31 protein-coding genes and 1 tRNA gene are annotated in these 24,417 nt (G+C 48.1%); 31 read left to right on the top strand and 1 reads right to left on the bottom strand.

What is annotated here, in order from left to right; translation table 11 throughout:
* Positions 1 to 9: 9 nt before the first annotated feature.
* Positions 10 to 276: a stage VI sporulation protein F gene (locus tag EL268_RS17180; RefSeq protein WP_106653017.1), complete on the top strand. Its 267-nt coding sequence runs from the start codon at positions 10 to 12 to the stop codon at positions 274 to 276.
* Between the two features lie 120 nt (positions 277 to 396).
* On the opposite strand, the gene EL268_RS17175 is transcribed toward EL268_RS17180, so the two are convergent.
* Positions 397 to 870, bottom strand: a complete 474-nt coding sequence (locus tag EL268_RS17175) for a hypothetical protein (protein ID WP_106653018.1) — start codon at positions 868 to 870, stop codon at positions 397 to 399.
* On the opposite strand from EL268_RS17175, the gene EL268_RS33960 reads away from it, so the two are divergent.
* The 30 genes from EL268_RS33960 (at position 831) to hisC (ending at position 24,409) form a co-directional block, all read left to right on the top strand.
* On the top strand, positions 831 to 1,193 hold the full coding sequence (locus EL268_RS33960) for a DUF2768 domain-containing protein (protein WP_377849661.1): 363 nt from the start codon (positions 831 to 833) through the stop codon (positions 1,191 to 1,193). The two genes, EL268_RS17175 and EL268_RS33960, sit on opposite strands and share 40 nt — an antisense overlap.
* A 12-nt stretch (positions 1,194 to 1,205) precedes the next feature.
* Entirely contained in the window at positions 1,206 to 1,502 is a 297-nt protein-coding gene (locus tag EL268_RS17165; RefSeq protein ID WP_106653020.1) for a 2Fe-2S iron-sulfur cluster-binding protein, read from the top strand.
* A 16-nt stretch (positions 1,503 to 1,518) separates the two neighbouring features.
* On the top strand, positions 1,519 to 1,866 hold the full coding sequence (locus tag EL268_RS17160; RefSeq protein WP_106653021.1) for a 2Fe-2S iron-sulfur cluster-binding protein: 348 nt from the start codon (positions 1,519 to 1,521) through the stop codon (positions 1,864 to 1,866).
* 16 nt (positions 1,867 to 1,882) lie between these two features.
* Entirely contained in the window at positions 1,883 to 2,611 is a 729-nt protein-coding gene (locus tag EL268_RS17155) for a hypothetical protein (protein WP_106653022.1), read from the top strand.
* A gap of 180 nt (positions 2,612 to 2,791) precedes the next feature.
* The gene (spoIVA, locus tag EL268_RS17150) at positions 2,792 to 4,270 is read left to right on the top strand and encodes a stage IV sporulation protein A (RefSeq protein ID WP_039960052.1); all 1,479 of its coding nucleotides are present in this window, start codon (positions 2,792 to 2,794) and stop codon (positions 4,268 to 4,270) included.
* 237 nt (positions 4,271 to 4,507) lie between these two features.
* Complete coding sequence (locus tag EL268_RS17145) at positions 4,508 to 4,780, top strand: HU family DNA-binding protein (RefSeq protein ID WP_005831316.1); 273 nt, start codon at positions 4,508 to 4,510, stop codon at positions 4,778 to 4,780.
* Positions 4,781 to 5,015: 235 nt separating this feature from the next.
* Positions 5,016 to 5,582, top strand: coding sequence for a GTP cyclohydrolase I FolE (folE, locus tag EL268_RS17140; protein WP_174769427.1), 567 nt, complete (start codon positions 5,016 to 5,018; stop codon positions 5,580 to 5,582).
* Between the two features lie 66 nt (positions 5,583 to 5,648).
* Positions 5,649 to 5,725, top strand: a tRNA-Pro gene (locus EL268_RS17135).
* Between the two features lie 111 nt (positions 5,726 to 5,836).
* Entirely contained in the window at positions 5,837 to 6,547 is a 711-nt protein-coding gene (locus EL268_RS17130) for a lytic transglycosylase domain-containing protein (protein WP_106653024.1), read from the top strand.
* Positions 6,548 to 6,584: 37 nt separating this feature from the next.
* Complete coding sequence (gene mtrB, locus EL268_RS17125; protein WP_047068979.1) at positions 6,585 to 6,815, top strand: trp RNA-binding attenuation protein MtrB; 231 nt, start codon at positions 6,585 to 6,587, stop codon at positions 6,813 to 6,815.
* A gap of 77 nt (positions 6,816 to 6,892) precedes the next feature.
* Positions 6,893 to 7,408: a hypothetical protein gene (locus EL268_RS17120; RefSeq protein WP_106653025.1), complete on the top strand. Its 516-nt coding sequence runs from the start codon at positions 6,893 to 6,895 to the stop codon at positions 7,406 to 7,408.
* Between the two features lie 125 nt (positions 7,409 to 7,533).
* On the top strand, positions 7,534 to 8,370 hold the full coding sequence (locus EL268_RS17115) for a heptaprenyl diphosphate synthase component 1 (protein WP_106653026.1): 837 nt from the start codon (positions 7,534 to 7,536) through the stop codon (positions 8,368 to 8,370).
* 4 nt (positions 8,371 to 8,374) lie between these two features.
* Positions 8,375 to 9,094 carry a demethylmenaquinone methyltransferase gene (locus EL268_RS17110; RefSeq protein WP_017248113.1) on the top strand — a complete coding sequence of 240 codons (720 nt, stop codon included), beginning with the start codon at positions 8,375 to 8,377 and terminating at the stop codon, positions 9,092 to 9,094.
* A 47-nt stretch (positions 9,095 to 9,141) separates the two neighbouring features.
* Positions 9,142 to 10,011: a UbiA-like polyprenyltransferase gene (locus EL268_RS17105; RefSeq protein ID WP_106653027.1), complete on the top strand. Its 870-nt coding sequence runs from the start codon at positions 9,142 to 9,144 to the stop codon at positions 10,009 to 10,011.
* Positions 10,008 to 10,604, top strand: coding sequence for a UbiX family flavin prenyltransferase (locus EL268_RS17100; protein WP_017248115.1), 597 nt, complete (start codon positions 10,008 to 10,010; stop codon positions 10,602 to 10,604). Before EL268_RS17105 ends, EL268_RS17100 begins: the two co-directional genes overlap by 4 nt.
* 4 nt (positions 10,605 to 10,608) lie before the next feature.
* A complete protein-coding gene (locus EL268_RS17095; protein ID WP_106653028.1) occupies positions 10,609 to 11,472 on the top strand; it encodes a menaquinone biosynthesis protein in 864 nt (287 codons plus the stop codon).
* Positions 11,473 to 11,481: 9 nt separating this feature from the next.
* Positions 11,482 to 12,447, top strand: a complete 966-nt coding sequence (locus EL268_RS17090; RefSeq protein WP_106653029.1) for a polyprenyl synthetase family protein — start codon at positions 11,482 to 11,484, stop codon at positions 12,445 to 12,447.
* A gap of 104 nt (positions 12,448 to 12,551) precedes the next feature.
* Positions 12,552 to 12,995, top strand: a complete 444-nt coding sequence (gene ndk, locus EL268_RS17085) for a nucleoside-diphosphate kinase (protein ID WP_007716560.1) — start codon at positions 12,552 to 12,554, stop codon at positions 12,993 to 12,995.
* Between the two features lie 128 nt (positions 12,996 to 13,123).
* A complete protein-coding gene (locus tag EL268_RS17080; protein WP_048032639.1) occupies positions 13,124 to 13,897 on the top strand; it encodes a CheR family methyltransferase in 774 nt (257 codons plus the stop codon).
* A gap of 76 nt (positions 13,898 to 13,973) precedes the next feature.
* Positions 13,974 to 14,132: a hypothetical protein gene (locus EL268_RS32845; protein WP_007716564.1), complete on the top strand. Its 159-nt coding sequence runs from the start codon at positions 13,974 to 13,976 to the stop codon at positions 14,130 to 14,132.
* Positions 14,133 to 14,360: 228 nt separating this feature from the next.
* Positions 14,361 to 15,524 carry a chorismate synthase gene (gene aroC, locus EL268_RS17075; RefSeq protein WP_047068988.1) on the top strand — a complete coding sequence of 388 codons (1,164 nt, stop codon included), beginning with the start codon at positions 14,361 to 14,363 and terminating at the stop codon, positions 15,522 to 15,524.
* Positions 15,524 to 16,624, top strand: coding sequence for a 3-dehydroquinate synthase (aroB, locus tag EL268_RS17070; protein WP_106653030.1), 1,101 nt, complete (start codon positions 15,524 to 15,526; stop codon positions 16,622 to 16,624). Before aroC ends, aroB begins: the two co-directional genes overlap by 1 nt.
* A gap of 2 nt (positions 16,625 to 16,626) precedes the next feature.
* Complete coding sequence (gene aroH / locus EL268_RS17065) at positions 16,627 to 17,004, top strand: chorismate mutase (RefSeq protein WP_047068990.1); 378 nt, start codon at positions 16,627 to 16,629, stop codon at positions 17,002 to 17,004.
* A gap of 288 nt (positions 17,005 to 17,292) precedes the next feature.
* Entirely contained in the window at positions 17,293 to 18,807 is a 1,515-nt protein-coding gene (gene trpE, locus EL268_RS17060; protein ID WP_106653031.1) for an anthranilate synthase component I, read from the top strand.
* Positions 18,801 to 19,826, top strand: coding sequence for an anthranilate phosphoribosyltransferase (trpD, locus tag EL268_RS17055; protein ID WP_106653032.1), 1,026 nt, complete (start codon positions 18,801 to 18,803; stop codon positions 19,824 to 19,826). The genes trpE and trpD overlap by 7 nt, the downstream gene beginning before the upstream one ends.
* Entirely contained in the window at positions 19,816 to 20,616 is an 801-nt protein-coding gene (gene trpC, locus EL268_RS17050) for an indole-3-glycerol phosphate synthase TrpC (protein WP_106653033.1), read from the top strand. The genes trpD and trpC overlap by 11 nt, the downstream gene beginning before the upstream one ends.
* Complete coding sequence (locus EL268_RS17045; protein ID WP_106653034.1) at positions 20,613 to 21,281, top strand: phosphoribosylanthranilate isomerase; 669 nt, start codon at positions 20,613 to 20,615, stop codon at positions 21,279 to 21,281. Before trpC ends, EL268_RS17045 begins: the two co-directional genes overlap by 4 nt.
* Positions 21,244 to 22,464: a tryptophan synthase subunit beta gene (gene trpB, locus EL268_RS17040; RefSeq protein WP_106653035.1), complete on the top strand. Its 1,221-nt coding sequence runs from the start codon at positions 21,244 to 21,246 to the stop codon at positions 22,462 to 22,464. Before EL268_RS17045 ends, trpB begins: the two co-directional genes overlap by 38 nt.
* Positions 22,465 to 22,466: 2 nt before the next feature.
* Positions 22,467 to 23,285, top strand: a complete 819-nt coding sequence (gene trpA, locus EL268_RS17035; RefSeq protein ID WP_106653036.1) for a tryptophan synthase subunit alpha — start codon at positions 22,467 to 22,469, stop codon at positions 23,283 to 23,285.
* A 29-nt stretch (positions 23,286 to 23,314) separates the two neighbouring features.
* A complete protein-coding gene (hisC, locus tag EL268_RS17030) occupies positions 23,315 to 24,409 on the top strand; it encodes a histidinol-phosphate transaminase (RefSeq protein ID WP_106653037.1) in 1,095 nt (364 codons plus the stop codon).
* Positions 24,410 to 24,417 lie beyond the last annotated feature (8 nt).

Here is a 24,417-nt window from a genome sequence, read left to right as displayed (position 1 = left end):
AGATTTCATATGAATAATATGTCGAAACGACTTTTTGATCGCTTGCAAGGGAAAGCAACGGAAAATGTCGATGAAGAAAAGCTTCGCTCATTAGCCGGTCAGGTCAAGCGCAGTGATTTTGAAGACGAAACCAAGCTGCGTCAAATCATTCGCACGCTCGCTACCCTTAGTGGCAAGCAATTAACTCCTGAAAAGGAGGATAAGGTCATTGAAATGTTTCGCAATCAGGAAATCAATCTGGGTGACATGTCCTCTTTGACCAAGCTGCTCAAATAAGAGAAATGGGCGATTATGCCCGTTACCTGCAACCAAAACCGTCATACAGTAAGACTAGGAACAATCATGGCTCTACAGGGACATGGCTGACCTACAGATTGCAAGAAAAAAAGAGGGATCTTATCCCTCTTTTTTTCTTTCCTTGGAGTTGCTGCTTACCTGTGTAATTAGGTTCTGGACCAAAGGGGATTGCAGGAGACCTAGTAATTGCCCGATATCTATATTGGCTAAAAGGTTGCCTAAGCCTGATTCCTGCGGTGTTTCTGCTGCCTTTTGCGGCTCTGGAGCAGCTTTGCGTTTGCCTGCAGGCTTTTCGGCAACGACTTCAGGCTCAGGCGTGCGTTTTCCGAGGTTCTCAATCATCTCCATCGCCCCGTACAACGAATCCATCGTGTCTTCTACCTGCCGAATCGTGCTGCCGATCCCTTTGATGTTATGGCGCATTTTCGAAACAGAGGTGCGCAAATCAACCGCGGGCAGGATTCTTTTTGGTGTGATGGAAAGGGAGACATTTTCGACTTGGTCGCTTAATTTTTTGCTGGGTATAGGCGCGTATGGATTCCGCCATTTTCGATTATTTACTTTATTACTCAACGTTTCATCCCTCCAATGGGCGAATTCATCACGATAGTCTATGCGAATGTCTAGTATTAGGTTCGCAAGCGTCAGACGAAGAGGGGGATTTATGGTATAATAAAGCAAAAAATGCAAAGGATGCTGCAGTCCCGATGTATATTGATCCTATGACAAAGATGAACATTTCCTTAATCGCCATTGGGCTCATGTTCGTCTGCAATTTAGTTATGATCTTTGCCAGAAAAATAACCAATGGGTTTTTGCGGTTCCTTGTGAAGGCCTTCGCATTCTTACTATTACTCGTCGTGCTTGTCATGATATTGATTGTGATTTTTGTCTAGGGAGGATTATCGATGTCGACGATCACACTACTTACTCGTGCAGGCAGTCATGAAGTCTCGATCGAGTTGAATCAATCGATTGTTGCTCTTGCGAAAAAGAACAACGTCGTGTGGGGCCATGCTTGCCAAAGAGGGGTATGTGCACAATGCCGTACACTTGTTGTAGAAGGGGCAGAGTTCTTAAACGAAGTGACACCAGAAGAAAAATTGCGATTGCGCAAAGCAGAAAGAGCAGAAGGCTACAGATTAGGCTGCCAGACGAAGATTGTTTCATCAGGAACAGTCAAGGTAGCTCATCGGCCGTATTAGTAAAGGAAGTGACGGAATGGGGAAAGTAACCTTTCTCCCGAGCAAGAAGAGTGTGAAGGCGCGTACTGGGCAAACCTTGGTCGGTATCGCTTCGTCAGCTCGCGTCGTAATCCCGCAGAGATGCGGAGGGCACGCATCTTGTCTGATGTGTCGCGTGGTCGTTGAGAATGGCCTCTTGTGCCCGCCAACGGTGCTAGAAAAGCGCAAGCTGCCAGAAAAGGATCTCGCGAATGGGATTCGTTTGGCCTGTCAGGCTAAAACGACGGAAAAGGATTGTACGGTCAGGATTCCAGAAAGCAAGCTGAAATCAGTGGTAGCGGCTGCACTCGAGCGTCAACGTAAAGAAAATGAAGATGGAATGTAAGAGGTGTGTACATAAGATGTGGCAATCGTGGCGAAAATCGTTCAGGCTTGTGATCAGTTTGACGATTCTGTCTTCCCTTTTATCCGGATGCTTATATCCGGATGAGCGCAGAGCAGAGAACCAAATTCCCAGTACCTTTTTTGTAGAAGCAACACAAAAAGCGATTGAGCAATTCCAAAAAGACACAGCAGTGTTGCCAATCGTAACGAAATCCCTCGATACTCCTATTTTTGAAAAATACGAGATTGATTTCCGCAAGATGATCCCCAAATACATGCCGGATGTACCTGGAAACGCATTTGAAAAAGGCGGCGTATACAAGTACGTACTGATTGACGTGGATACAAAGCCGACAGTGAAGCTCATTCATTTGACCGCTGTCAGTACAGTAGCGGATGTACAGAGCGAAGTAGACCGTTACAAGGGACATTTCGAAAAGCTGCCTGTACTGGCTGACTTGGGGAATGGATACTATTCCATCGATCATGACCGGCTCGGGTTAAAAGCGTGGCAGGTGCCGTCTACGATGGGCACTTACTTATTGCCACTGGTCATGAACGCTGAAGGACAAGTCGGGATTGATTATGCTGCGGATATCGCGCAATTGCTTCGGGATACAAAAGTAACCGTGCCGGAAAAAACAGACCCGAGGTACGTGCTTGCACGCAATTCCATGTTCGTACCCGCGAAATCGTTTCCATATGAAATGGTCGATGGTGAACCAAAGCTTCTCAAACTAAATTAACTTCGCGAAAAACGACTCTGCTCAGGGTCGTTTTTTTTGTTCTAGTTAACGCAAAAATACATATATTTGTACTGTCCACAAAACTAGTACGAGATTCCCTACGAAAATACTGGCGGTCAGGGATAATTCGGAAAATCGGTCATAGTGTAAAAATAGACAAATAGAAGGAGGTCATCGATGGTGGAACGAGTCGACATCTTTAAAGACATTGCCGAACGGACGGGCGGAGACATCTACCTCGGAGTGGTAGGCCCTGTTCGTACGGGAAAGTCTACCTTTATCAAGCGGTTTATGGAGCAAGTTGTAATCCCGAATATCAACTCTGAAGCGGAGCGGATACGAGCGACAGACGAGTTGCCGCAGAGCGCTTCAGGACGAACAATCATGACAACCGAACCCAAATTTGTTCCGAATCAAGCCGTTAACGTACATGTGACAGAAGGACTCAGCATCAATGTCCGCCTCGTTGACTGCGTTGGTTATACGGTGCAAGGGGCAAAAGGCTTTGAAGACGACAATGGCCCACGAATGGTAAATACACCTTGGTATGAAGAGCCTGTACCATTTGAGGAAGCGGCCGAAGTCGGGACACGCAAGGTTATCCAGGAGCACTCAACCATCGGGATCGTTGTGACAACGGATGGCAGCATCGCGGAAATACCGCGTGTAGGATACATCGATGCAGAGGAGCGGGTTGTAAACGAACTGAAGGAAGTCGGAAAACCGTTCGTGATTGTTGTGAACTCGACGCGTCCGCGCTCCGACGAAGCACAAAACCTTCGCGTACAGCTCCAGGAAAAATACGATGTACCAGTCGTGGCCTTGTCGGTTGATCATATGACAGAGCAGGAAATCTTGCTTCTCATGAGAGAAGTCCTGTTTGAATTCCCAGTTCATGAAGTAAATGTCAATCTGCCGAGCTGGGTAATGGTGCTGGAGAACGGGCACTGGCTGCGTCAGAACTACGAGGAAGCTGTACGTGAGACCGTGCAGGACATCCGCCGGTTACGCGATGTGGACCGTGTCGTCGGCTTCTTCAATGATTATGACTTCGTAGAGAAAGCCTCCCTTGCTGGTATGCACATGGGGCAAGGGATCGCAGAGATTGACCTCTACGCGCCAGATGAGCTGTATGACCGCATCTTGATGGAAATTGTCGGTGTAGAGATAAATGGCAAGGATCACTTGCTGAAAATCATGCAGGAATTCGCACATGCCAAGCGCGAGTTTGATCAGGTAGCGGAAGCGTTGCACATGGTCCGAAGTACGGGCTACGGTATAGCAGCCCCGTCGTTGCATGAAATGACCTTGGACGAACCTGAATTGATCCGCCAGGGACCGCGCTTTGGAGTTAGACTCAAAGCAACAGCACCGTCTATTCACATGATTCGGGTGGATGTCGAGTCTGAATTCGCTCCGATTATCGGAACCGAGAAGCAGAGTGAGGAGCTTGTCCGCTATCTCATGCAGGATTTTGACAAAGATCCGCTATCCATCTGGAACTCCGATATTTTTGGACGCTCGCTCCATTCCATCGTAAGAGAAGGTATTCAGGCAAAAATTACCATGATGCCAGACAACGCCAGATACAAATTGCAGGAGACATTGGGTCGAATCATCAACGAGGGATCGGGTGGCCTGATTGCGATCATACTCTAATAAATAGTTCTAAAGTCCTATAAACAATAAATATAGGGAAGGCATCTGACATGACGAGATGCCTTTTTTTCTTGTATTTCGTTCAATTTCGACAGGAGGGGCTTGAATTTAAGAAATCGGTGTATTACTATAAGCTTGTCAGATCGGTAAAAACAACCATTCGTGTATAAAACGCTTCGTTTCGGTTAAGAAAAATAATAGCTAGGACTTGGTGTTCTTTGAGGGGAGGTGAATAAAATGAACAAAACAGAACTGATTGCAAAAGTGGCTGAAACCACAGAGCTCACCAAGAAAGATGCAACAAAAGCAGTTGATGCAGTTCTTGACGCAATTGCAGATGCATTGAAAACTGGTGATAAAGTCCAACTGATCGGCTTTGGTAACTTCGAAGTTCGTGAACGTGCGGCTCGTAAAGGCCGTAACCCACAAACTGGTGAAGAGATCGAAATCGCTTCCAGCAAAGTACCTGCGTTTAAACCAGGTAAACAACTCAAAGACTCCATCAAGTAGTTGTTTCTTTTGAGAACGAAGCACTTACATAAAAAATCCACATTGATAAAATGTGGGTTTTTTTCTGTATACATACAGTTTGCCTATGAAAATACTGGTATATCTTTTTGTCTTTTTTTAAACGATATGGTAAGATTGGCTTTGATCGCGAGCAGGCACTAAGTCTGACGCTGATATGGAGCAAACAGTCCTTAGTGATGAGAAACAAGGCGTATGCCGTTACATAGGAGGTACAATGATGAACGTCGACTTAGATAAAATACAGCAAGCTGTTCGCATGATCTTAGAAGCAGTGGGGGACGATCCTGATCGTGAAGGAGTGCTGGATACCCCTAAGCGAGTTGCGAAAATGTACGCCGAAGTATTTGAGGGCATGCATATAGACGAAGAGCAGTATTTCGAGACTGTCTTTAGCGAAGATCATGAGGAAATGGTTTTGGTGAAGGACATTCCCTTTTACTCCATGTGTGAGCATCACTTGGTTCCCTTCTTCGGAAAAGCGCATGTCGCTTACGTACCACGCGGGGGGCGTGTAGTAGGACTGAGCAAGCTGGCACGTGCGGTTGATACCGTGGCAAAACGTCCGCAGCTCCAGGAACGAATCACAGCAACAGTAGCTGATGCAATTATGCGCAAGCTCGATCCACATGGTGTGGTCGTGGTTGTAGAAGCAGAGCATATGTGCATGACGATGCGTGGTGTGAAAAAGCCAGGCTCGAAAACGATCACTTCTGCTGTTCGCGGGATGTTTGAGAAAGATGCGGCTGCCCGTGCAGAAGTATTTAGCTTGATTCGCTCATAAGAATGCAAAAATAAGGAAATTATATTGACTCTATAGGTAAAATATTGTATAGTACGGATGTACAGTCGGGATGTGGCGCAGCCCGGTAGCGCGCACCCTTGGGGTGGGTGAGGTCCAGGGTTCGAATCCCTGCATTCCGACCATCTGCATATAACGATCAGAAGCCTTGAGCAAAGGCTTCTTTTTTATGTAAAATGGCTACTCTCCCAAGTAGTGCCATTTTGCTATTGGCTTCCTGATCTTTCTTTTTTATAATGATAGGTAGACAAGCTAGGGAAGGGTTGTTCAATGCTATGAAGGTGCCTGTATCACTTCAACCATATTTGCAAACATTGCCGCAAACCTATGACGCCTCTTCGCTTTCGAATGGAGACGAGGGGCTCTTCTCGGACATCCTGCAGTCCCAGTTAGCAACAACCGGCCAGCGGGTTATTAGTTCGCAGGAGATTTTGGCCAAGTTAGATGGTTCTAGAAACTGGAAGATTCCTACCCATATTCAAAATGAACAGTCCCTGTCTTTTGCAAAAGGACCATCTGTTCCTACCCCGGAAATCTTGGACAAGATTGATCAGACAGCGAAATCGATCGGAGTGGACGCTGATCTGGTGAGAGAGGTCGTCAGGGCCGAATCCAATTTCAATCCGAACGTAGAATCTCACGCAGGGGCGAAGGGCTTGATGCAGCTGATGGACAATACGGCAAAAGCCATGCAAGTCCGCAATGTATACGACCCTGATGAAAACCTTGCAGGTGGAACAAAATATTTGAAGTCGCTGTTGGATCGGTATGATGGGGATGTGAAAGTAGCACTTGCTGCTTATAATGCTGGTCCAGGCCGGATGAGTCGTCTGGGAATCAGCACTGATGACGAGCTAGAAGCGAAGTTTGACCAATTGCCGCAAGAGACACAGCGCTATGTAGACAAGATCATGAGCCGACTGGAGTCAGAAGGGGCATCATACTAGACGTACGCGCATACCGTATTGGTCAGGAGGAAACATATTGGCACAACCATCGGGATTTAATCAGGATTATTTCGTAGTCAAAGCGAAGGAAAATGGCGTTCATGTGATCGGTTTAACAAGAGGCTCTGATACGCGTTTTCATCATACAGAGAAGCTCGATAAAGGCGAAGTCATGATTTTTCAATTTACGGAGCACACCTCTGCGATTAAGGTGCGAGGAAAAGCAGTGATTTACTCGCAGCATGGCGTCGTAGATACGACCGAATAAAAGAGCAAGTCGTTTTGCTAAGAAGCAGGCATAGCCTGCTTTTTTTGTTTGTACAATGGAGGAGAGGAGGGATGTCTATGCCGCGCCAATTGCTGATGGCGATTGCTGTTTCCACTTTCTTGGCTCTCATGCTGTCACTCGTTCCTACGAATCAGTGGCTGCAATCGGATATACCGACATTTCAGTCAGCACGTGCCATTCACTTAAGCGAGCAAAATGCCCTTGATTTATTTACAAGGATGTCGACACATTATAATATTAAGCGTATAAAATGGGAAAACCCATCGATCTATGTCGATTTTGTGGTGAAACCTGCCGAAAAAGTAGAGTTAAACACCGTCTATCAAGATTTTTACCGTTTGACATACGACTTGCGTACCTATGCAGACAATGTCGGGCCCGTGTACTATCGCTTGTTGGAGGAGACGGATCCACCAAAAGAATCGAGATTATTGATTGCCATACAATCGACAACTGGAAATCTCGCAGGACATGACAAACCTTTGACCGACCCTTCGGATATCCAGACCTTTGTAAGCAGTACATTTCCTATTCGAATCGAGTCGTATTTTTATGAGCGAATTAGTCCCTGATGGAAGAAGTATGGTATGATAGTAGAGACGGCCTTTTGACCGGACGGCAGAGGAAGACCGAAGAGTAAGGAACAGTACGGAACAGGCAGACATCTTTAGGTTGTGCAGCTTGTGGAGGAGGACGCATGAGCAAAGAACTTTCCCCGAATGTAGAAGAGGTTCGGTCCATTATCGAACAAATCTACAAGAGAATCACCCATTCCTATGTAGAACAATATGTTGACGTTCCTTCCATGGCGGAAAATCGTCTAGAGCTGTTGTACCTTTTTTTGCTGGAACAAGGTATGCCGAAGGAAAAGGCTTCGGTGCTATGTACAGCAACAGGGCTTGTCCAATTGGGACTGGACACGCATGAGCTCGTAAAAAATGAGTACGACTCCTCACAGAGCGCGGAGCGAAACCGACAGCTGACCGTACTTGCGGGTGATTATTACAGCAGTCGCTATTATCACCTTCTGGCTTCAGCAGGTGAAATCCAAGCGATTCAAGTGTTGTCGGCAGCCATTCAGCGAGTGAACGAAGCGAAAATGAGACTCTACATCGCTGGGCGAGATAGCAAGATTTTATCAGATGAAGAGTACTGGGAACTGCGAAATACGATTGATACGGGCTTATACGTGGCTGTTGTAGAGGAGTATGCCGATTCAGCTGATCGCCGTCGTTTCTGGAGCGATCTGATGAAGGAAACAGCCAAGGTAGAGAGTGTGATCGGAGAGTGGGAGCAGCTCAAATGGCAAGAACAAGTCCCTTTTGGTTTTGCCCGTTTTTTGCTGCAAAAACCCGGGGCTACACTCGCGCAAGTTTTGTCTGGCGTTGAGGGGAAAGCCATCGAATTAATCGGTTTGTGTGAGCAAATGGTGCGTACGCTGCATCCTGCAGAGACGCGGAACATTCTTGCATCCATTACGGCACGGTACTCCCATCGGATCAGTCGCTTGAAGAAGGTAATTGAGGAGATGTAGCCAAGTGAACCAGACACAGATGAATGAGAAAGCAGAGTACGTTCACTCCGTTTTCGAGAGCATTGCAAACGATTACGATAAAATGAATAATGTAATCAGCTTTGGCAGTCATATTGCTTGGCGTAATTACACGATGAAGCAGATGAATATCCAGCCAGGGCATACGGCGTTGGATGTTGCTTGTGGTACCGCAGACTGGACCATTGCATTGGCCAAGGCTGTTGGAAAAGAAGGCAGTGTTGTTGGCCTTGATTTCAGTCAGAATATGCTGGATGTAGGGGCATATAAAGTGGCGAACGCAGGTGTTGGCAACAACGTAAAGCTAGTGAACGCAGATGCAATGAATCTGCCCTACGAGGATCATACATTTGACTTCGTGACAATCGGGTTTGCCCTGCGGAATGTACCGGATGTTCAGCAGGTCTTGAATGAAATGGCGCGTGTTGTGAAGCCAGGCGGTAAAGTCGTTTCTCTGGAAGTGTCCAAGCCCCCATTCATTCCTTACCGAAAGCTATTTTACTTATATTTCTACAAAATCTTGCCATTTATTGCGAAGCTGACAGTCAACAAGTACGAAGAATATGCATGGCTGCCACAATCCCTGACCAATTTCCCGGACAGTCGCGAACTGGCAAGCATGTTTCAGAAAGCAGGCTTGGACCCGGTTCAGGTCAAATTGTTTATGGGCGGCGTATCAGCCTTGCATATTGGCACAAAGCCATAATATGGGGAGTAAACCGGTATTTCTTCACTAGATAGGAAGTGTCATAGATGGGTCTACGTAAATTGAAAATCATCTTGGAAATGATTAAATTCGAGCACTCCCTTTTTGCCTTGCCTTTTGCTTTTATGGGAGCTGTTTTGGGAAGCATTGTGGTAGAGAATGCATGGCCTACCTGGTCGGAAATTTTTTGGGTGACAGTAGCGATGGTGGGCGCTCGCAGTGCAGCGATGTCCTTAAACCGTGTCATCGACCGGGTGATTGATGCGAAAAATCCTCGGACGGTCACACGAGCGATTCCTGCTGGCCTTATTTCGATTGTGGAAGTCATTTTGTTTATCGTGGTGTCCTTTGCAGTGTTGTTCATTGCTGCATTCCAGTTAAATGATTTGGCTGTGAAATTGTTGCCGCTCGCTGTGTTTGTCCTTGTGCTTTATTCTTATACGAAACGCTTTACTTGGCTTTGCCACTTTGTACTCGGGGTTGCCATCGGGTTTGGTCCGTTGGGTGGCTGGGTAGCGACAACGGGTCAAGTAGATGGCATTGGCCTTCTATTGTTTGCATCCGTTATGTTCTGGACAGCAGGATTTGATATCATTTATGCGTGCCAGGACGCCGATTTTGACCGAAAAGAAGGACTTTATTCCATGCCGAGCCGCTTTGGAATTGCCAATGCGCTGCTGATTGCCCGCGTATGCCATGTTCTTACTTTCGTTGGTCTGATGTCGTTGTATGTAGTTGCGGACTTGTCTATCTGGTTCCTGGTAGGTGTGCTCATTTCTGGTGCGATTTTGATCTATGAACACACGCTGGTGAAGCCAACGGACCTGTCCAAGCTGGATATGGCATTTTTCAATATGAACGGCATCTTGAGTGTCGTGATGTTTACCTTTACGATGATTGATTTGGTGATTGCATGAACAAGCAAAAGTGGGCTGTCGGGATAACGGGTGCAAGTGGTGCTATCTATGGTGTTCGAGTCGTCCAGGAGCTTTTGCGTGCTGGACATATCGTTCACTTGATGATTACAGAAGCAGGCTGGCAAGTATTTCGTGATGAACTGGATTGGCACACAGATGACAGAGAAGCTCTGTTGCAGGAGAAGCTGCAACAAGACTTTTCGGGTGAGCTACATTATTGGGGACTGCGAGATTTTAATTGTCCCGCAGCCAGTGGTTCCTATCGCTGTGACGGTATGATCGTAGTACCTTGCTCGATGGGGACTGTTTCTGGCATCGCACATGGCGCGTCAGGTAATTTACTGGAGCGCGTTGCTGATGTCATGATCAAGGAAGGGCGGCGGTTGGTCATCGTTCCGAGAGAGACGCCACTCAATGCGATTCAGCTCGAGAATATGCTCAAATTAAGCCGTCTGGGTGTCAAGATTTTGCCTGCCATGCCAGGCTACTATCAGAAACCGCAAACCATGGATGATCTGATCAATTTTGTGGTAGGGAAAACTTTGGATGCAATTGATGTACCACATTCGCTGTTCCGGCGTTGGGGGGAATAAACGCATGCAAAAGTCTTTGCGTGTTGGACAAATTTTGTATACCAATGTATTGCCGGTTTACTTCTATTTTGATCAGGCAAAATTCGAAGACCGAATCGAATTCATCCGCCAAGTTCCTGCCCAGTTGAACACCGCAATGGCGAATGGTGAGATTGACATGGGACCGATTTCTTCGTTTAGCTATGCAGAGCATGCCTCCGAATACGTGGCATTGGCAGATCTGTCTGTCAGTGCCATGGGGAGAGTAGGCTCCCTTTTCTTGTTCAGCAAAAAGCCGATTGAACAATTAAACGGTGCCAAAATAGCCTTGACCAACACATCGGCTACCACAGTGAATCTATTAAAGATCATTCTCCATAAGTTTTACGATTATGAGATTTCCTACGTTACACAGGAACCCATTTTGCAAGAAATGCTGGAGGATGCTGATGCAGCGCTCTTGATCGGGGATGACGCCATTTCCGCTGAGCGTACGGCCAAAGACCTGCATGTCTATGACTTAGGAGAGCTGTGGCATCAATTTACGGGTTATTCCATGACCTTTGCCATTTGGGCTCTTCGTCGAGCGGTTATTGCCGATCATCATGAGTTGATCGCGGAAGTCCATGCCTCTTTTTTAGAGAGCAAAAGGAAGACAAGAGCGAATACTGCCCCATTGATTGACTACGTTCACACACATTTCGGTGGAGAGAAAGAGCAATGGATCCACTATTTCCAAGGATTACAGCACGATTTCGGTGACGTTCAGCGGATTGGACTGGAGTACTATTACCGATGCGCAGCGGAGCTGGGACTTCTATCGGCACCTGCAACCGTCGATCTGTGGCAGGCTGGCGGCCGACAGACCAATACTACGTTGACGAGATAGGTGGAACGGATGAATCTAGTCGATATTTACTTCAAGATGAAAAAAGATGTCCAATACATAGAAGATGAACTGGAAAAAGCAATTGATACGCCAGTTCGAGAGCTGTATCTATCTTCGACTCACTTGCTCAAGGCAGGAGGAAAGCGGATTCGTCCCGTTTTTGTTTTGCTTGGCGGGAAGTGGGGTAATTACGACGTCAAAAAACTGAAGCATGTAGCGGTTCCTCTCGAACTGATCCACATGGCTTCCCTGGTGCATGATGATGTGATTGATGATGCGGATAAGCGTCGCGGGAAAGATACAGTTCGGATGAAGTGGGATAACAAAGTGGCCATGTACGCCGGCGACTATATTTTTGCGCGTGCATTGGCCATCGCCTCTCAGCTCCCGATCCCGCAATTGCACCAAATTCTCTCGAATGCAATCGTCGAGGTTTGCAAGGGAGAGATTGAGCAAGTAAAGGATTTGAATAACTGGGACCAAAACTTCCGTACGTATTTGCGCAGAATCAAACGAAAGACTGCGCTTTTAATTGCGATTAGCTGTCAATTAGGAGCAGTGGCAAGCGGAGCGACAGATGACATGATTCGTAAAATGTACTGGTACGGCTACAATGTCGGGATGGCTTTTCAAATTACCGACGACATTTTGGACTTTACAGGGACTGAGAAGCAGTTAGGGAAGCCTGCTGGAAGCGACTTGGTGCATGGAAACATCACGTTGCCTGCGCTTTATTCGGCTCATCATGGAAAAGCACGTGCGCAATTCCAGGAATGGATCGCGCAAAATACGTTTTGGGATCATACGGATGAAGCGGTTCGTATGGTGCGAGAAGATGAGGGCATTGCCTTTTCGCAGCGCCTCGCTGAACGCTATATCGCCCGTGCGCATGCCATTCTTGCAGATTTGCCGAACAACCAAGCTAAGACATCCTTGACAGGTATCGCCAATTATATTATCGATCGCAAATTTTAATGATATTTTGACGGTCTGCCTGTTGCTTGACCACTCTAGTTTTGATAAAATTTTCGTTGGTGTCCTATACACCAATACATAGCTCTAATGGAGGCATACTTACAATGGAAAAAACATTCCTTATGGTAAAACCAGATGGCGTACAACGCAACCTGATCGGGGAAATCGTATCCCGTTTTGAGAAAAAAGGCTACCAACTCGTAGGTGCTAAGCTGATGACAGTAAGCCGCGAACTGGCTGAGGAACACTATGCAGAGCACAAAGAGCGTCCATTCTTCGGTGAACTGGTAGACTTCATCACTTCCGGACCAGTATTCGCTATGGTATGGCAAGGTAACAACGTAATCACAACTGCTCGCGCTATGATGGGCAAAACAAACCCGGTAGACGCTGCTTCCGGTACGATCCGTGGCGATTTCGCTACTTCCGTTGGCATGAACATCATCCACGGTTCTGACTCTCCTGAGAGCGCTGAGCGTGAAATCGGCCTGTGGTTCTCCGCTGAAGAAGTTCTCTCCTTCGAGAAAACCATCCAACGCTGGATCTAAGACTGATCGAGAAGACCCCATTTATTGGGGTTTTCTTTTTTTTGTCAAAATCTTTGTCAAAACAGATAGGATAATGACGAAATATAGCGAATGAAGTTAGGGAGTTTGCAAAGGGGGTACGATTCAGCATGGAAGATAAGGACTTTCTCCAATTTATTGCTAGTGTGAAGAAAATGACTGGAATTGATCTTGCCCTCTACAAGGAAGCACAGATGAAGCGCCGTCTAACCTCGTTGAGACAAAAGCGGGGGTACAACACATTTGCCCAGTATTTCGATGCCATCGCGAAAGACAAGGAGCTTTTCTATGAGTTCCTCGACAGGATGACCATCAACGTATCGGAATTTTTCCGCAATCCAGGCCGGTGGGAAGTTCTCGAGAATAAAATTTTGCCACGGTTGGCAAAGCAATCGCCGCGGGTGAAATGCTGGAGTGCGGCATGCTCGACAGGGGAGGAGCCGTACACACTCTCACTGATTTTGCTACGCAAGAAGATGGATGCAACTGTGCTCGCTTCCGATATTGACGAAGGAGCATTGGCAAAAGCGAAGCAAGGGGTATACACGGACCGCTCCCTGCAAGATTGTCCGAAAGACCTCGTGGCAAAGTATTTTGAAAAGGATACGCTCAGCTATCGCATCACGGACGAAGTGAAGAGAAAAGTGACGTTCAAAAAACATAATTTGCTGGCGGACTCATTCGATTCCCAATTTGATTTGATTATTTGCCGGAATGTCATGATTTACTTTACCGAGGAAGCAAAGCATGAGCTGTATCATAAGTTTAGTCGGGCACTGAAACCTGGCGGGGTACTCTTTGTAGGCAGCACTGAGCAAATTTTTCAGCCGCAACAATACCAACTGGAGACAGAGGATACGTTCTTCTATCGAAAAATGGGTTGATTCAAGTTGGCCTTGGTATATCTCTGCTGTTTTTTCCCAAGACTAGGAATACCTACTTTGCAAGAGGAGGCAGCAGATGGATAAACACAAGGTCATCGAAGCATACCGTCGAGGGCTGATCACGCTGCAGGAATGTGGTCAGATTTTAGGGGCGGAGAGGACACAACTAGATGATTTGATACGCGTGGATCACACTCGCAAACCGCTGAGCCCCAATCCTTTTTTTAATGTGTAGGTATGTCAATCCTGATTCATTCGCGTTAGCGTAAAGAGAGCGCTTCTCCTTATACGGAGGGGCGTTTTCCTGTAAGAAGAAAAGGTTTTTCGCAGATGTTTGCCACTTTTGTATTTCCACGGCGTACTAGGTATGATATTATAGCGCTTAAAAGTGATAAAGGACAGCACCCCGAAAAAAGTGCCTTTAGGGGATACAGGCTGCCTGGAGGATGGAGGAAGGATAGAGATGCGTTACTTGACAGCAGGGGAATCCCACGGGCCGCAATTAACAGCTATCATCGAGGGCGTACCGAGCAACTTGCCGATTTCCATTGAGGAAATTAATGAGCAGTTGGCACGTCGTCAGAAAGGCCATGGCCGCGGCAGAAGAATGCAGATTGAAAAGGATCAGGTGAAAATTCTTTCTGGTGTCCGTCATGGATATACAACCGGAGCTCCTATCACACTGGTCGTTGAAAATAAGGATTGGACGCATTGGCAAGGAATCATGAGTGCTGAGCCTGTAGAGGAAGGCGCTGAAGAAAAGCGTCGTGTTTCCCGTCCACGCCCTGGACATGCTGATTTAAACGGGGCGATTAAGTATCATCAACGCGATATGCGCAATATTCTGGAACGTTCCAGCGCCCGTGAGACTACTGTCCGCGTAGCTGTTGGTGCAGTAGCCCGCCAATTGCTGGCTCAATTTGGTATCCGTATTGGAGGACAGGTACTCCAGATCAATGAGATCGTGGCGAAGCGACAAGAAGTTAGTCTGGACGAGCTGATTGCTCGCACCGAAGAGTCGCCAGTACGCTGCTTGGATAAAGAAGCAGAGCCACTGATGATGGCAGCGATTGACAAAGCAAAAGAAGACGGGGATTCCCTCGGTGGTACGGTAGAAGTGATCGTAGAAGGCGTTCCGATTGGTTTGGGCAGTCATGTGCAATGGGACCGCAAGCTGGATGGACGTCTTGCACAAGCAATTATGAGTATTCAGGCTTTCAAAGGTGTCGAAATCGGTATCGGATTCGAGGCAGCCGGTCTGAAAGGCTCGCAAGTTCATGACGAGATTATTTGGAACGAAGAAACCGGCTACAGCCGTAAAACGAATCGTGCAGGTGGACTCGAAGGCGGAATGACGACAGGAATGCCTGTAGTTGTTCGTGGAGTCATGAAGCCGATCCCTACCTTGTACAAACCGTTGATGAGTGTGGATATTGACTCGAGAGAACCATTCTCAGCGAGCATTGAACGTTCCGACAGTTGTGCTGTTCCAGCGGCAAGTGTGGTTGCGGAGGCAGTGGTAGCATGGGAGATCGCGAGTGCCATGTGCGAAAAATTCCCGTCTGATTCTCTTGACGACATGGAAGAAAACGTACGTCAATACCGTGCGTACACGGAGAAATTCTAATGGGTGTAGAGAAGCTGACTGTTGAGCTGGGGGAGCGTTCCTACCAGATTGTGATAGGCGACGGTCTTTTGCACCAGGCAGCAGCGTTGCTAGTAGAGGCAGGAATTGCTTCTACTAGCAAGCTGATGATTGTTACAGATGAGAATGTAGCCGTTCATTACGTAGAGCCTTTGCTCGATGTTTTGCGGCAGCATGGGTACCAGGTCCACTCAGCTGTCATCGCTGCTGGAGAACAATCGAAGAGCCTGGCTGTCTACGAACGTTTGATGACAGAGGCAATTGATGCAGGGCTGGACAGGAAGTCCGCTGTATTGGCTCTCGGTGGTGGAGTCGTCGGAGACTTGGCTGGATTTGTGGCTGCTACGTACATGCGCGGCATTGATTTCGTTCAATTGCCGACTACCTTGCTCGCACATGATAGTTCGGTTGGTGGAAAAGTAGCGATCAATCATCCGCTCGGAAAAAATCTCATTGGTGCTTTCCATCAGCCCAAAGTTGTCATTTACGACACGAAAGCATTGCATAGCTTACCGAAGCGTGAAGTCGCAGCAGGTTTTGCAGAGGTTGTGAAGCACGGACTCATCGCCGATGCTGCCTTTGTAGATTGGCTGGAAGACAACGCTGATTTGCTATGGCAACTCGATTCAGAATTATTAGGGAAAGCCATTGAAAAAGGTTGTGCAGTCAAAGCGGCTATCGTTTCTCAAGACGAGACAGAGCAAGGGCAGCGTGCATTGCTTAATTTGGGTCATACGTTTGGTCATGCGTTTGAAGCGCTGTCTGCTTACTCCACCCTGAATCATGGGGAAGCCATCTCAATTGGGATGTGTTTGGCAGCCAAGGTAGCAGAACGGATTGGTTTTGCCGAGACAGGTGTATACAATCGCACGAAACGGATGCTGGAATTGTTCCATCTGCCAACGGCGTGGCCGGGCAATCTCTCGCCAGAAGCTGTGCTAGAAGCCATGAAACGAGACAAAAAGACGGTAGGCGGAAAGCTGGCCTTGGTGTTGCCTAGGGCAATCGGGCAGGTTGAAGTCGTCAAAAATATAGAAGAAGAACTCATACTGGGAGTCATGAGAGAAGAAGTGGAGGGATAAGGATGGGAATGAGAGGAATCAGAGGCGCTGTTACGGTGGAAGCCGATACGCGCGAAGAGATTGTCTCCTCTACAAAATGGTTGTTGGAGGAAATGGTAAGCCGCAATGAAGTAAACCCCGAAGACATTGGCAGCATTATTATCACGACGACAGAGGACCTCTGTGCGACCTTCCCTGCTCAAGCGGCCCGCCTGCTTGAAGGAGAAGCTTGGCAATATGTGCCACTCATGTGTGCAAGAGAAATCCCGGTGCCGGGTGGCTTGCCGCTGTGTATTCGTGTCATGATGCATGTGAATACAGACAAGACAGCAAAAGACATTCATCACGTCTTTTTGCGTGAAGCAGTCAAGCTGCGCCCGGATTTGACAAATCGCGGTTGACAATTAGGGCGCTCTCTTTTACCATAAGTGAAACGAGAGCGTCTCGTTTTTCCGGTAATAAGCAAAAGCCGGCTGAGAGCAGAGAATGAGTTGAGCAGAGTTGAGATGAGTTAGGCTGAGGAGAGAAGAGAAGGCTGGGTACATATTGACACCCTATCCAGGTCTCTTTGTCTGGATTTTTTTGTATACAAAAATTTCTCCCCCCTACCTCTCGCTCTAGGATGCGGGTGTAGAAAAGGTGAATGCTTATTCCCTTTTCTCTCCCACTAATTGAGGAGATGAGAGCCCATGTATTTCCCTTCCCTAGCCGAGGTTCAGACCCTCTCGGCGTCGTATTCCCTTATCCCTGTAAGCATGAAACTGTTAGCGGATCAGGAGACACCGATTCGCTTGTATCAGAAGATTCGCAAGAGTGATTCCTTTTTGCTGGAGAGCGTAGAAGGTGGTGCGCGTTGGGCACGTTTTTCGTTCATTGGCATGAATCCTTTTCAGATCGTGGAAGCAAAAGGTGAAGAAATCACCGTTTCCTATCGAACTGGTGAAAAGCTTGTCCAGACTGGTAATCCCGTGTCCTTTTTGCGTGAAGAAACCGATCGCTACAAAAGCCCGAAATTACCGGGGCTGCCTCGTCTCAGTGGTGGTGCGGTGGGCTTTTTCGGCTACAATACGCTGCGCTATTTCGAAAATTTGCCGGCACATCGCAAGGAAGCTGTACGAGTGCCAGATATGCGTTTTCTGTTTGTCGATGAGATGATCGCCTTTGATCATTTGAAGCAGGAAATTCAATTGATTGTGAATCTCCATGTCGAGCCGGGTGACACCGCAGACACTATTGGCGAAAAATACAAGCAAGTCTGCGAACGAATCGAGGAGCTGGCTAGCAAAGTTTCGACTCCGCTTGAAATGGATCAACGCATTCAGGTTGCGGCGGATACACCAGCGCCATTGACCGTACAGCCAAATATGACGCGTGAGCAATACGAGCAACTAGTCGTGCAGGCGAAAGAATACATCGCAGCCGGCGACATTTTTCAAGTCGTGTTGTCCCAACGTTTTTCTGTAAAGACAGATGTCGATCCTTTTGCGGTGTATCGATTGCTGCGAACGCTCAATCCTTCACCGTACATGTACTATCTCGAATACGAGGGCGAGACAGTCGTCGGGACTTCACCAGAGCTGCTCGTGCGTGTAGAAGATGAAAAGGTAGAGATGCGGCCGATTGCAGGAACGCGAAAAAGAGGGGCGACCCCACAAGAAGATGCTGCGTTGGCGGCTGATCTTTTGGCAGATAAAAAGGAGAGAGCCGAGCACTACATGCTGCTGGATCTAGGGCGCAACGATGTAGGAAAGGTCTCTGCTTACGGAAGCGTGGAAGTGGAAGAAGCATTGGTTATTGAAAACTACTCCCATGTGATGCATATGGTTTCGCATGTGACCGGCAAGCTTCGTGAGGGACTGCACGCATTCGATGCATTGCTGAGTGCTTTTCCGGCTGGGACAGTATCTGGTTCTCCCAAGCTGCGGGCGATGGAAATTATTGCAGAGCTCGAACCTGACGCACGCCATCTGTATGCGGGAGCAATTGGCTACATTTCGTTTGATGGTTCACTCGATAGCTGTATCACGATTCGAACGTTGTTCTTTCAGGATGGTTACGCACATGTACAGGCAGGTGCAGGCATCGTAGCCGACTCGGTGCCTGCGAGTGAATATCAAGAGACGGTGAACAAAGCAGCAGCGATGCTCTCTGCGTTAGAAAAAGCGGAACAGATGTTTGTCAGAAAGGTGGAGTTGTCATGCTAACATACGCGCTGGAACAAATTCTGCTTGGGAAGCACTTAACACGGACGGTTGCAGAAGAGGCCATGGGCGAGATTATGGACGGAAAGGCAACTCCAGCTCAAATTGGTGCATTTTTAGCGAGTCTTCGCTTGAAAGGCGAGCAAGTGGAAGAGATTATTGGTTTTGCTAAAGCCATGAGAGCACGGGCGATGAGTTTTCCGATCGATCTGCCAGGTCTGGTAGACACTTGCGGAACAGGCGGAGACGGAAGTCATACCTTTAACATTTCGACGGCGAGTGCAATTGTCGCAGCAGCTGACGGTGTACGCATCGCCAAGCATGGGAATCGTGCGGTTTCCAGCAAAAGCGGCAGTGCTGATGTGTTGGAAGCGTTGGGAGTGCCCGTCAATTTATCTCCAAAGGACGCCGCAGACTGCCTGCGTGCAACCAATCTCTGCTTCCTCTTCGCTCCCCTGTACCACCAAGCGATGAAGCATGCGGCTGGTCCGCGAAAAGAATTGGCGATTCGTACGGTGTTTAACTTGCTGGGACCATTGACGAATCCAGCAGGTGCCAGCCATCAGCTGATGGGCGTTTATGATGCCAAGCTGCTTCCAAATGTAGCCGCAGTCTTACACGAGCTCGATGTGAACAGAGCTCTAGTTGTTGCAGGCTCGGATGGTCTGGATGAATTGACCGTTACGGGAACGAGTCATATTGCCGAGTTGCGGGATGGGCGTATTTTGACTTATGAAATCGAGCCAGAGCAGTGCGGTCTGCGCAGACATGAAAAGGATGCTTTGCGCGGCGGTGATGCCAATGAGAATGCCAAGATCATTCACGACGTGTTTTCCGGTGCACGTGGGGCAGCCCGCGACATCGTATTGCTGAATGCGGGAGCGATCCTCTATCTCGCAGATCGAGTTAGCTCGATTGAAACAGGAGTGATACGTGCAGCGGAACTGATCGACGGCGGACTGGTCATGCGCAAGCTCGAGCACGTTCGTCACATCGCAGGAGGTATGATTCATGCTTCGTAAAATCGTAGAGAAGAAACGCGAAGAGATTGCACGTCTTTATACAGATACAACAGTTTCAGCATTGCTTTTTGCAGCGAAGGAAGTCCAACGTCCACGCGGATTTCGTCAAGCACTGGAGACGAGTGTACGGCCTGTAAGCGTAATTGCCGAAGTAAAAAAAGCATCCCCGTCCAAAGGATTGATCCGACCTGATTTCCAGGCAGTGAGCATCGCGAAGGCTTATCAGGCCGCTCGGGCAGAATGCTTGTCTGTTTTGACAGACGAGTCCTTTTTTCAAGGGAGCTTGAGCTATCTACGACAAATTCACGAGGCAATTGATCGCCCGTTACTCAGAAAAGACTTTCTACTGGATGAAATTCAAGTCGTGGAAGCAAGAGCAGCAGGCGCTGATTGTGTATTGCTTATTGCAGCCATTCTCGATCGGGATACGCTTCGCCACCTGAACCAAACGGCCGAGGAGCTGGGCATGGATGTACTGGTTGAGGTCCATGACAAACGCGAATGCGAGCTTGTTTTTCAAGCAATGGAACCGAAATTGCTCGGGATCAACAATCGAAACTTAAATACGTTTCAAACTGACCTGGCCGTTACGCACGAGTTGATTGCAGAACTGCCTGCGTCATTGACAATCGTGAGCGAGAGTGGAATTTCGACACCAGCGGATATAGAGAATGTAAGAAGTGCAGGTGCCCGGGCTGTGCTGGTCGGAGAGCATTTCATGCGCCAAGCAGACGTAGAGCGCTCAGTCATTGATCTTGTGGGAGAAGCAGCACCAGAGGTGAGTGTATGACTCATTTGAAAATATGTGGGATTAAACGAGCGGAAACACTTGCACAGTTAAAAGAGCTGGAGGTCGATTATGTAGGCCTTGTTTTTGCCCCAAGTAAGCGAAAAGTTGATGCTCAGACTGCTGGACATTTGCTTGCAGCCGTTCCGGGCCATCCTCCTGCTGTTGGTGTGTTCGTGAATCCTTCGATGGAGGAGTTGGAGGAAGTGCTAAGCAAGGCACCGTTAGCCGTGATCCAATTGCATGGACAGGAGACGCCACAATTTTGCCAACAAGTTCGGGAGCGGTTCGCCATTCCGGTATGGAAGGCGTTGGCAGTGGGCGGAGAAGCGGATGCTGCGCAAGCAATCCAATCCTATCGAGGTATTGTCAGTGCCTTTTTGTTTGATACGTATGACCCAAGTCAAGCAGGTGGCACAGGGAAAAAGTTTTCGTGGGAGCAAATCCCTACGTTGCAAGCAGCATGCGAGGAAGCAGACTGCATCATTGCTGGAGGGATTCATGCGGAGAATGTCGGAGAATTAATGGGACAGTATCAGGTAGGGATAGTCGATGTGTCCAGTGGAGTAGAGACGGATGGCGAAAAAGACGCCGAAAAAATAAAAACATTGGTGGAAAGGGTGAAGGCGCATGAACAACATTCAAACAACTACGCGAGTCGTGCCTGACGAAAACGGACGATTTGGTGCCTTCGGAGGCAAGTTTATTCCGGAAACCTTGATGAATGCAGTGACAGAGCTCGAGATTGCTTTTGAAGAAGCACGTCGTGACCCCGCATTTGTTCAAGAATTGAATGGACTGCTCAGCGAGTATGCTGGACGCCCTACCCCGCTCACCTATGCAGAGCGTTTGACGAAAGCGGTCGGCGGCGCCCAAATCTATTTGAAACGAGAAGATCTCAACCATACAGGTGCACATAAATTGAACAATGCATTGGGCCAAGCATTGCTTGCGAAGCGCATGGGCAAAAAATCAATTATTGCCGAAACGGGCGCTGGTCAGCACGGAGTGGCAAGTGCAACCGTTGCGGCAAAGCTCGGACTCTCCTGCAAGGTGTTCATGGGGGAAGAAGATATTCGTCGCCAGTCGTTGAATGTTTTTCGGATGAAGCTGCTTGGAGCCGAAGTTATCCCTGCGGTTTCCGGCTCACGTACACTTAAGGATGCGACAAACGAAGCGATCCGCCATTGGGTTTCCCATGTCGATGAAACGTTTTATGTCATCGGATCTGTCGTTGGTCCACATCCATACCCGTACATGGTTCGCGAATTCCAAAAAATTATCGGTGAAGAGACGCGCAGTCAAGTCCTGCAAATGCTCAGAAGGCTTCCAGACGAGGTCGTTGCTTGCGTTGGGGGAGGCAGCAATGCGATTGGCATGTTTTATCCGTTCATACAGGATGAGTCTGTTGCGCTCAGAGGGGTAGAAGCGGCAGGAAAAGGAATCGATACCGAAAAGCATGCGGCAACACTAACACTTGGACGCCCAGGAGTCATCCACGGTTCCTTGACCTACTTGTTGCAGGATGAATGCGGCCAAGTGCAAGAAGCGCATTCGATTTCGGCTGGCTTGGATTATCCGGGCGTAGGACCTGAGCACGCCTATCTCAAAGACACTGGAAGAGTGACCTATACATCGGTAACAGATGCGGAAGCACTCGAGGCAGTACAAGTACTTTGTCAAACGGAAGGCATCATTCCAGCGTTGGAGAGCGCACATGCGATAGCTGAAGCGATAAAACGTGCGAAAGAGATGTCTTCAGACAAAATATTAGTAATCTGTTTGTCCGGTCGAGGCGACAAGGACGTACTGACTATTCAAGAAGCCCTGACAGCAGAAGGGGGAGAGTAATCATGGCGACAGCTCTTAACAGAATCGATCAATTATTCGCGGATCGTGATCGCAAACGATTCATCCCGTTTCTAACGGTAGGCGATCCTTCCATAGAAGCAACCTTTCATCTTGTAAAAGCGATGGTCGAAGCAGGCGCTGATCTCATCGAGCTCGGTGTCCCTTACTCCGATCCTTTGGCAGACGGCCCAACGATACAACGGGCTTCAGAGCGTGCGCTGAAAAATGGCGTGACGATCGGGGATGCTTTGCATTTGGTCAAAAGGCTCCGCGAATCAGGTATGGAGGCTTCCATCGTCCTGTTCACCTACTTTAATCCAGTTTTACAATATGGCATCGAGCGCTTTTTTGCCGATCTCGCTGCCTATGGTGCGGACGGTGTTGTCATTCCTGATTTGCCGATTGAGGAAAACGGTCCAGCAGTAACCGCTGCAAAACAGCATGGCATTCATGTCATTTCGCTGGTGGCACCAACTTCCAGTTCCAGAATCAATACGATTGGCGCCCAAGCAACCGGATTTCTTTATTGTGTATCGTCGCTTGGTGTGACGGGTGCCCGTACCGACCTGCGAGAGGATTTGGCAGATTTTCTGGAACGAGTAAAGGCCAGTACATCGGTTCCTACTGCTGTAGGCTTCGGAATATCCACGCCGGATCAGGTACGAGCAGTAGCACCCCATACGAATGGTGTGATTGTGGGAAGTGCCATTGTACAGCAAATCGAGGAGCATGCTGAGCAGCTGAAAGACCCGAAACAGATGCCGCAAGCTGTAGAAAAAATAAAAACCTTTGTACATCAGTTAGCCAGTGCGCTACAATAGTGGGAAAAATGTGACTGGAGTGAACGTGGATGCAACCGAAACAACGCATACTCAATGCCCCGGTATATCAACCTGGCAAGCCCATTGATGACGTGAAACGTGAATTTGGTTTGACCGAAGTCATCAAGCTGGCGTCCAACGAAAATCCTTTTGGTTCCTCACCGAAGGCGAAAGCTGCCATTGCGGAACAGTTGGACAATTTGGCTCTTTATCCAGACGGTGCAAGCCTTAATCTGCGCTGGGATCTTGCTGACTTCCTCGGAGTCAAACCAGGCCAATTGTTTTTCGGAAACGGGTCTGATGAAATTCTGTTGATGATCTCTCGTGCTTTTTTGGGCGAAGGAACAAACGCAGTCATGGCGACGCAAACGTTCTCGCAATATCGCTCAAATGGGATTATTGAAGGAGCAGACTTGATTGAGGTGCCGTTGAAAGATGGCGTTCACGATCTCGAAGCGATGGCGGCTGCCGTCAACGAACAAACGAAGGTCGTATGGATATGTAACCCGAACAATCCGTCTGGCACGATTGTAACAACATCCGAGTTGGAAGCTTTTCTGAAAAAGGTTCCCAAAAACGTGCTGGTCGTTTTGGATGAGGCTTACTACGAGTATGTGGTTGATCCAGAATATCCACAAACAGTACCGATGCTCGCTGAGTATCCAAACCTGATTATTTTGCGTACGTTCTCCAAAATCTACGGTCTGGCTGCTCTTCGTATCGGTTACGGTATCGCGTCAGAAGAGCTTATTTCCTCTCTGGAACATGTGCGTGAGCCGTTCAATACAGGCACACTTGGCCAAGTAGCAGCACGTGCGGCGTTGCAAGACCAGGAATTTGTGAAAGCATGCCGCGATCGTAACCGTGAAGGCATGAAGCAGTTTACCGATTCCTTTGACGAGTGGGGACTCTCCTACTATCCATCTCAGACCAACTTTATCTTGGTTGATTTGAAAAGGGATTCTGATGAAGTATTCAAGAAGCTGCTCTCTCAAGGCATCATCGTTCGCTCTGGTAATGCGCTAGGCTTCCCAGGTTTTCAACGTATTACCATCGGGACCAAAGAGCAAAATGATAAGATTCTTTCTGTCTTACAAGAAATCGTGACTGGAGCATTGAAATAGAGGACGAA

This window comes from Brevibacillus brevis (assembly GCF_900637055.1).
Classification (GTDB): domain Bacteria; phylum Bacillota; class Bacilli; order Brevibacillales; family Brevibacillaceae; genus Brevibacillus; species Brevibacillus brevis.
This window is presented reverse-complemented; position numbering and strand designations above follow the sequence as displayed.

Excerpts from the sequence above, each read along its gene's own strand:
- EL268_RS17105 (WP_106653027.1), top strand. The coding sequence starts at position 9,142 with ATGGGTCTACGTAAATTGAAAATCATCTTGGAAATGATTAAATTCGAG.
- folE (WP_174769427.1), top strand. The coding sequence starts at position 5,016 with ATGATGAACGTCGACTTAGATAAAATACAGCAAGCTGTTCGCATGATC.
- EL268_RS17045 (WP_106653034.1), top strand. The coding sequence starts at position 20,613 with ATGACTCATTTGAAAATATGTGGGATTAAACGAGCGGAAACACTTGCA.
- trpB (WP_106653035.1), top strand. The coding sequence starts at position 21,244 with ATGAACAACATTCAAACAACTACGCGAGTCGTGCCTGACGAAAACGGA.
- EL268_RS17160 (WP_106653021.1), top strand. The coding sequence starts at position 1,519 with ATGGGGAAAGTAACCTTTCTCCCGAGCAAGAAGAGTGTGAAGGCGCGT.
- EL268_RS17100 (WP_017248115.1), top strand. The coding sequence starts at position 10,008 with ATGAACAAGCAAAAGTGGGCTGTCGGGATAACGGGTGCAAGTGGTGCT.
- trpC (WP_106653033.1), top strand. The coding sequence starts at position 19,816 with ATGCTTCGTAAAATCGTAGAGAAGAAACGCGAAGAGATTGCACGTCTT.
- EL268_RS17080 (WP_048032639.1), top strand. The coding sequence starts at position 13,124 with ATGGAAGATAAGGACTTTCTCCAATTTATTGCTAGTGTGAAGAAAATG.
- EL268_RS17115 (WP_106653026.1), top strand. The coding sequence starts at position 7,534 with ATGAGCAAAGAACTTTCCCCGAATGTAGAAGAGGTTCGGTCCATTATC.
- aroB (WP_106653030.1), top strand. The coding sequence starts at position 15,524 with ATGGGTGTAGAGAAGCTGACTGTTGAGCTGGGGGAGCGTTCCTACCAG.
- aroH (WP_047068990.1), top strand. The coding sequence starts at position 16,627 with ATGGGAATGAGAGGAATCAGAGGCGCTGTTACGGTGGAAGCCGATACG.
- EL268_RS17130 (WP_106653024.1), top strand. The coding sequence starts at position 5,837 with ATGATAGGTAGACAAGCTAGGGAAGGGTTGTTCAATGCTATGAAGGTG.
- ndk (WP_007716560.1), top strand. The coding sequence starts at position 12,552 with ATGGAAAAAACATTCCTTATGGTAAAACCAGATGGCGTACAACGCAAC.
- trpE (WP_106653031.1), top strand. The coding sequence starts at position 17,293 with ATGTATTTCCCTTCCCTAGCCGAGGTTCAGACCCTCTCGGCGTCGTAT.
- trpD (WP_106653032.1), top strand. The coding sequence starts at position 18,801 with ATGCTAACATACGCGCTGGAACAAATTCTGCTTGGGAAGCACTTAACA.
- hisC (WP_106653037.1), top strand. The coding sequence starts at position 23,315 with ATGCAACCGAAACAACGCATACTCAATGCCCCGGTATATCAACCTGGC.
- aroC (WP_047068988.1), top strand. The coding sequence starts at position 14,361 with ATGCGTTACTTGACAGCAGGGGAATCCCACGGGCCGCAATTAACAGCT.
- EL268_RS17145 (WP_005831316.1), top strand. The coding sequence starts at position 4,508 with ATGAACAAAACAGAACTGATTGCAAAAGTGGCTGAAACCACAGAGCTC.
- EL268_RS17180 (WP_106653017.1), top strand. The coding sequence starts at position 10 with ATGAATAATATGTCGAAACGACTTTTTGATCGCTTGCAAGGGAAAGCA.
- EL268_RS17095 (WP_106653028.1), top strand. The coding sequence starts at position 10,609 with ATGCAAAAGTCTTTGCGTGTTGGACAAATTTTGTATACCAATGTATTG.
- trpA (WP_106653036.1), top strand. The coding sequence starts at position 22,467 with ATGGCGACAGCTCTTAACAGAATCGATCAATTATTCGCGGATCGTGAT.
- EL268_RS17155 (WP_106653022.1), top strand. The coding sequence starts at position 1,883 with ATGTGGCAATCGTGGCGAAAATCGTTCAGGCTTGTGATCAGTTTGACG.
- EL268_RS17120 (WP_106653025.1), top strand. The coding sequence starts at position 6,893 with ATGCCGCGCCAATTGCTGATGGCGATTGCTGTTTCCACTTTCTTGGCT.
- EL268_RS17165 (WP_106653020.1), top strand. The coding sequence starts at position 1,206 with ATGTCGACGATCACACTACTTACTCGTGCAGGCAGTCATGAAGTCTCG.
- EL268_RS32845 (WP_007716564.1), top strand. The coding sequence starts at position 13,974 with ATGGATAAACACAAGGTCATCGAAGCATACCGTCGAGGGCTGATCACG.
- EL268_RS33960 (WP_377849661.1), top strand. The coding sequence starts at position 831 with ATGGATTCCGCCATTTTCGATTATTTACTTTATTACTCAACGTTTCAT.
- EL268_RS17090 (WP_106653029.1), top strand. The coding sequence starts at position 11,482 with ATGAATCTAGTCGATATTTACTTCAAGATGAAAAAAGATGTCCAATAC.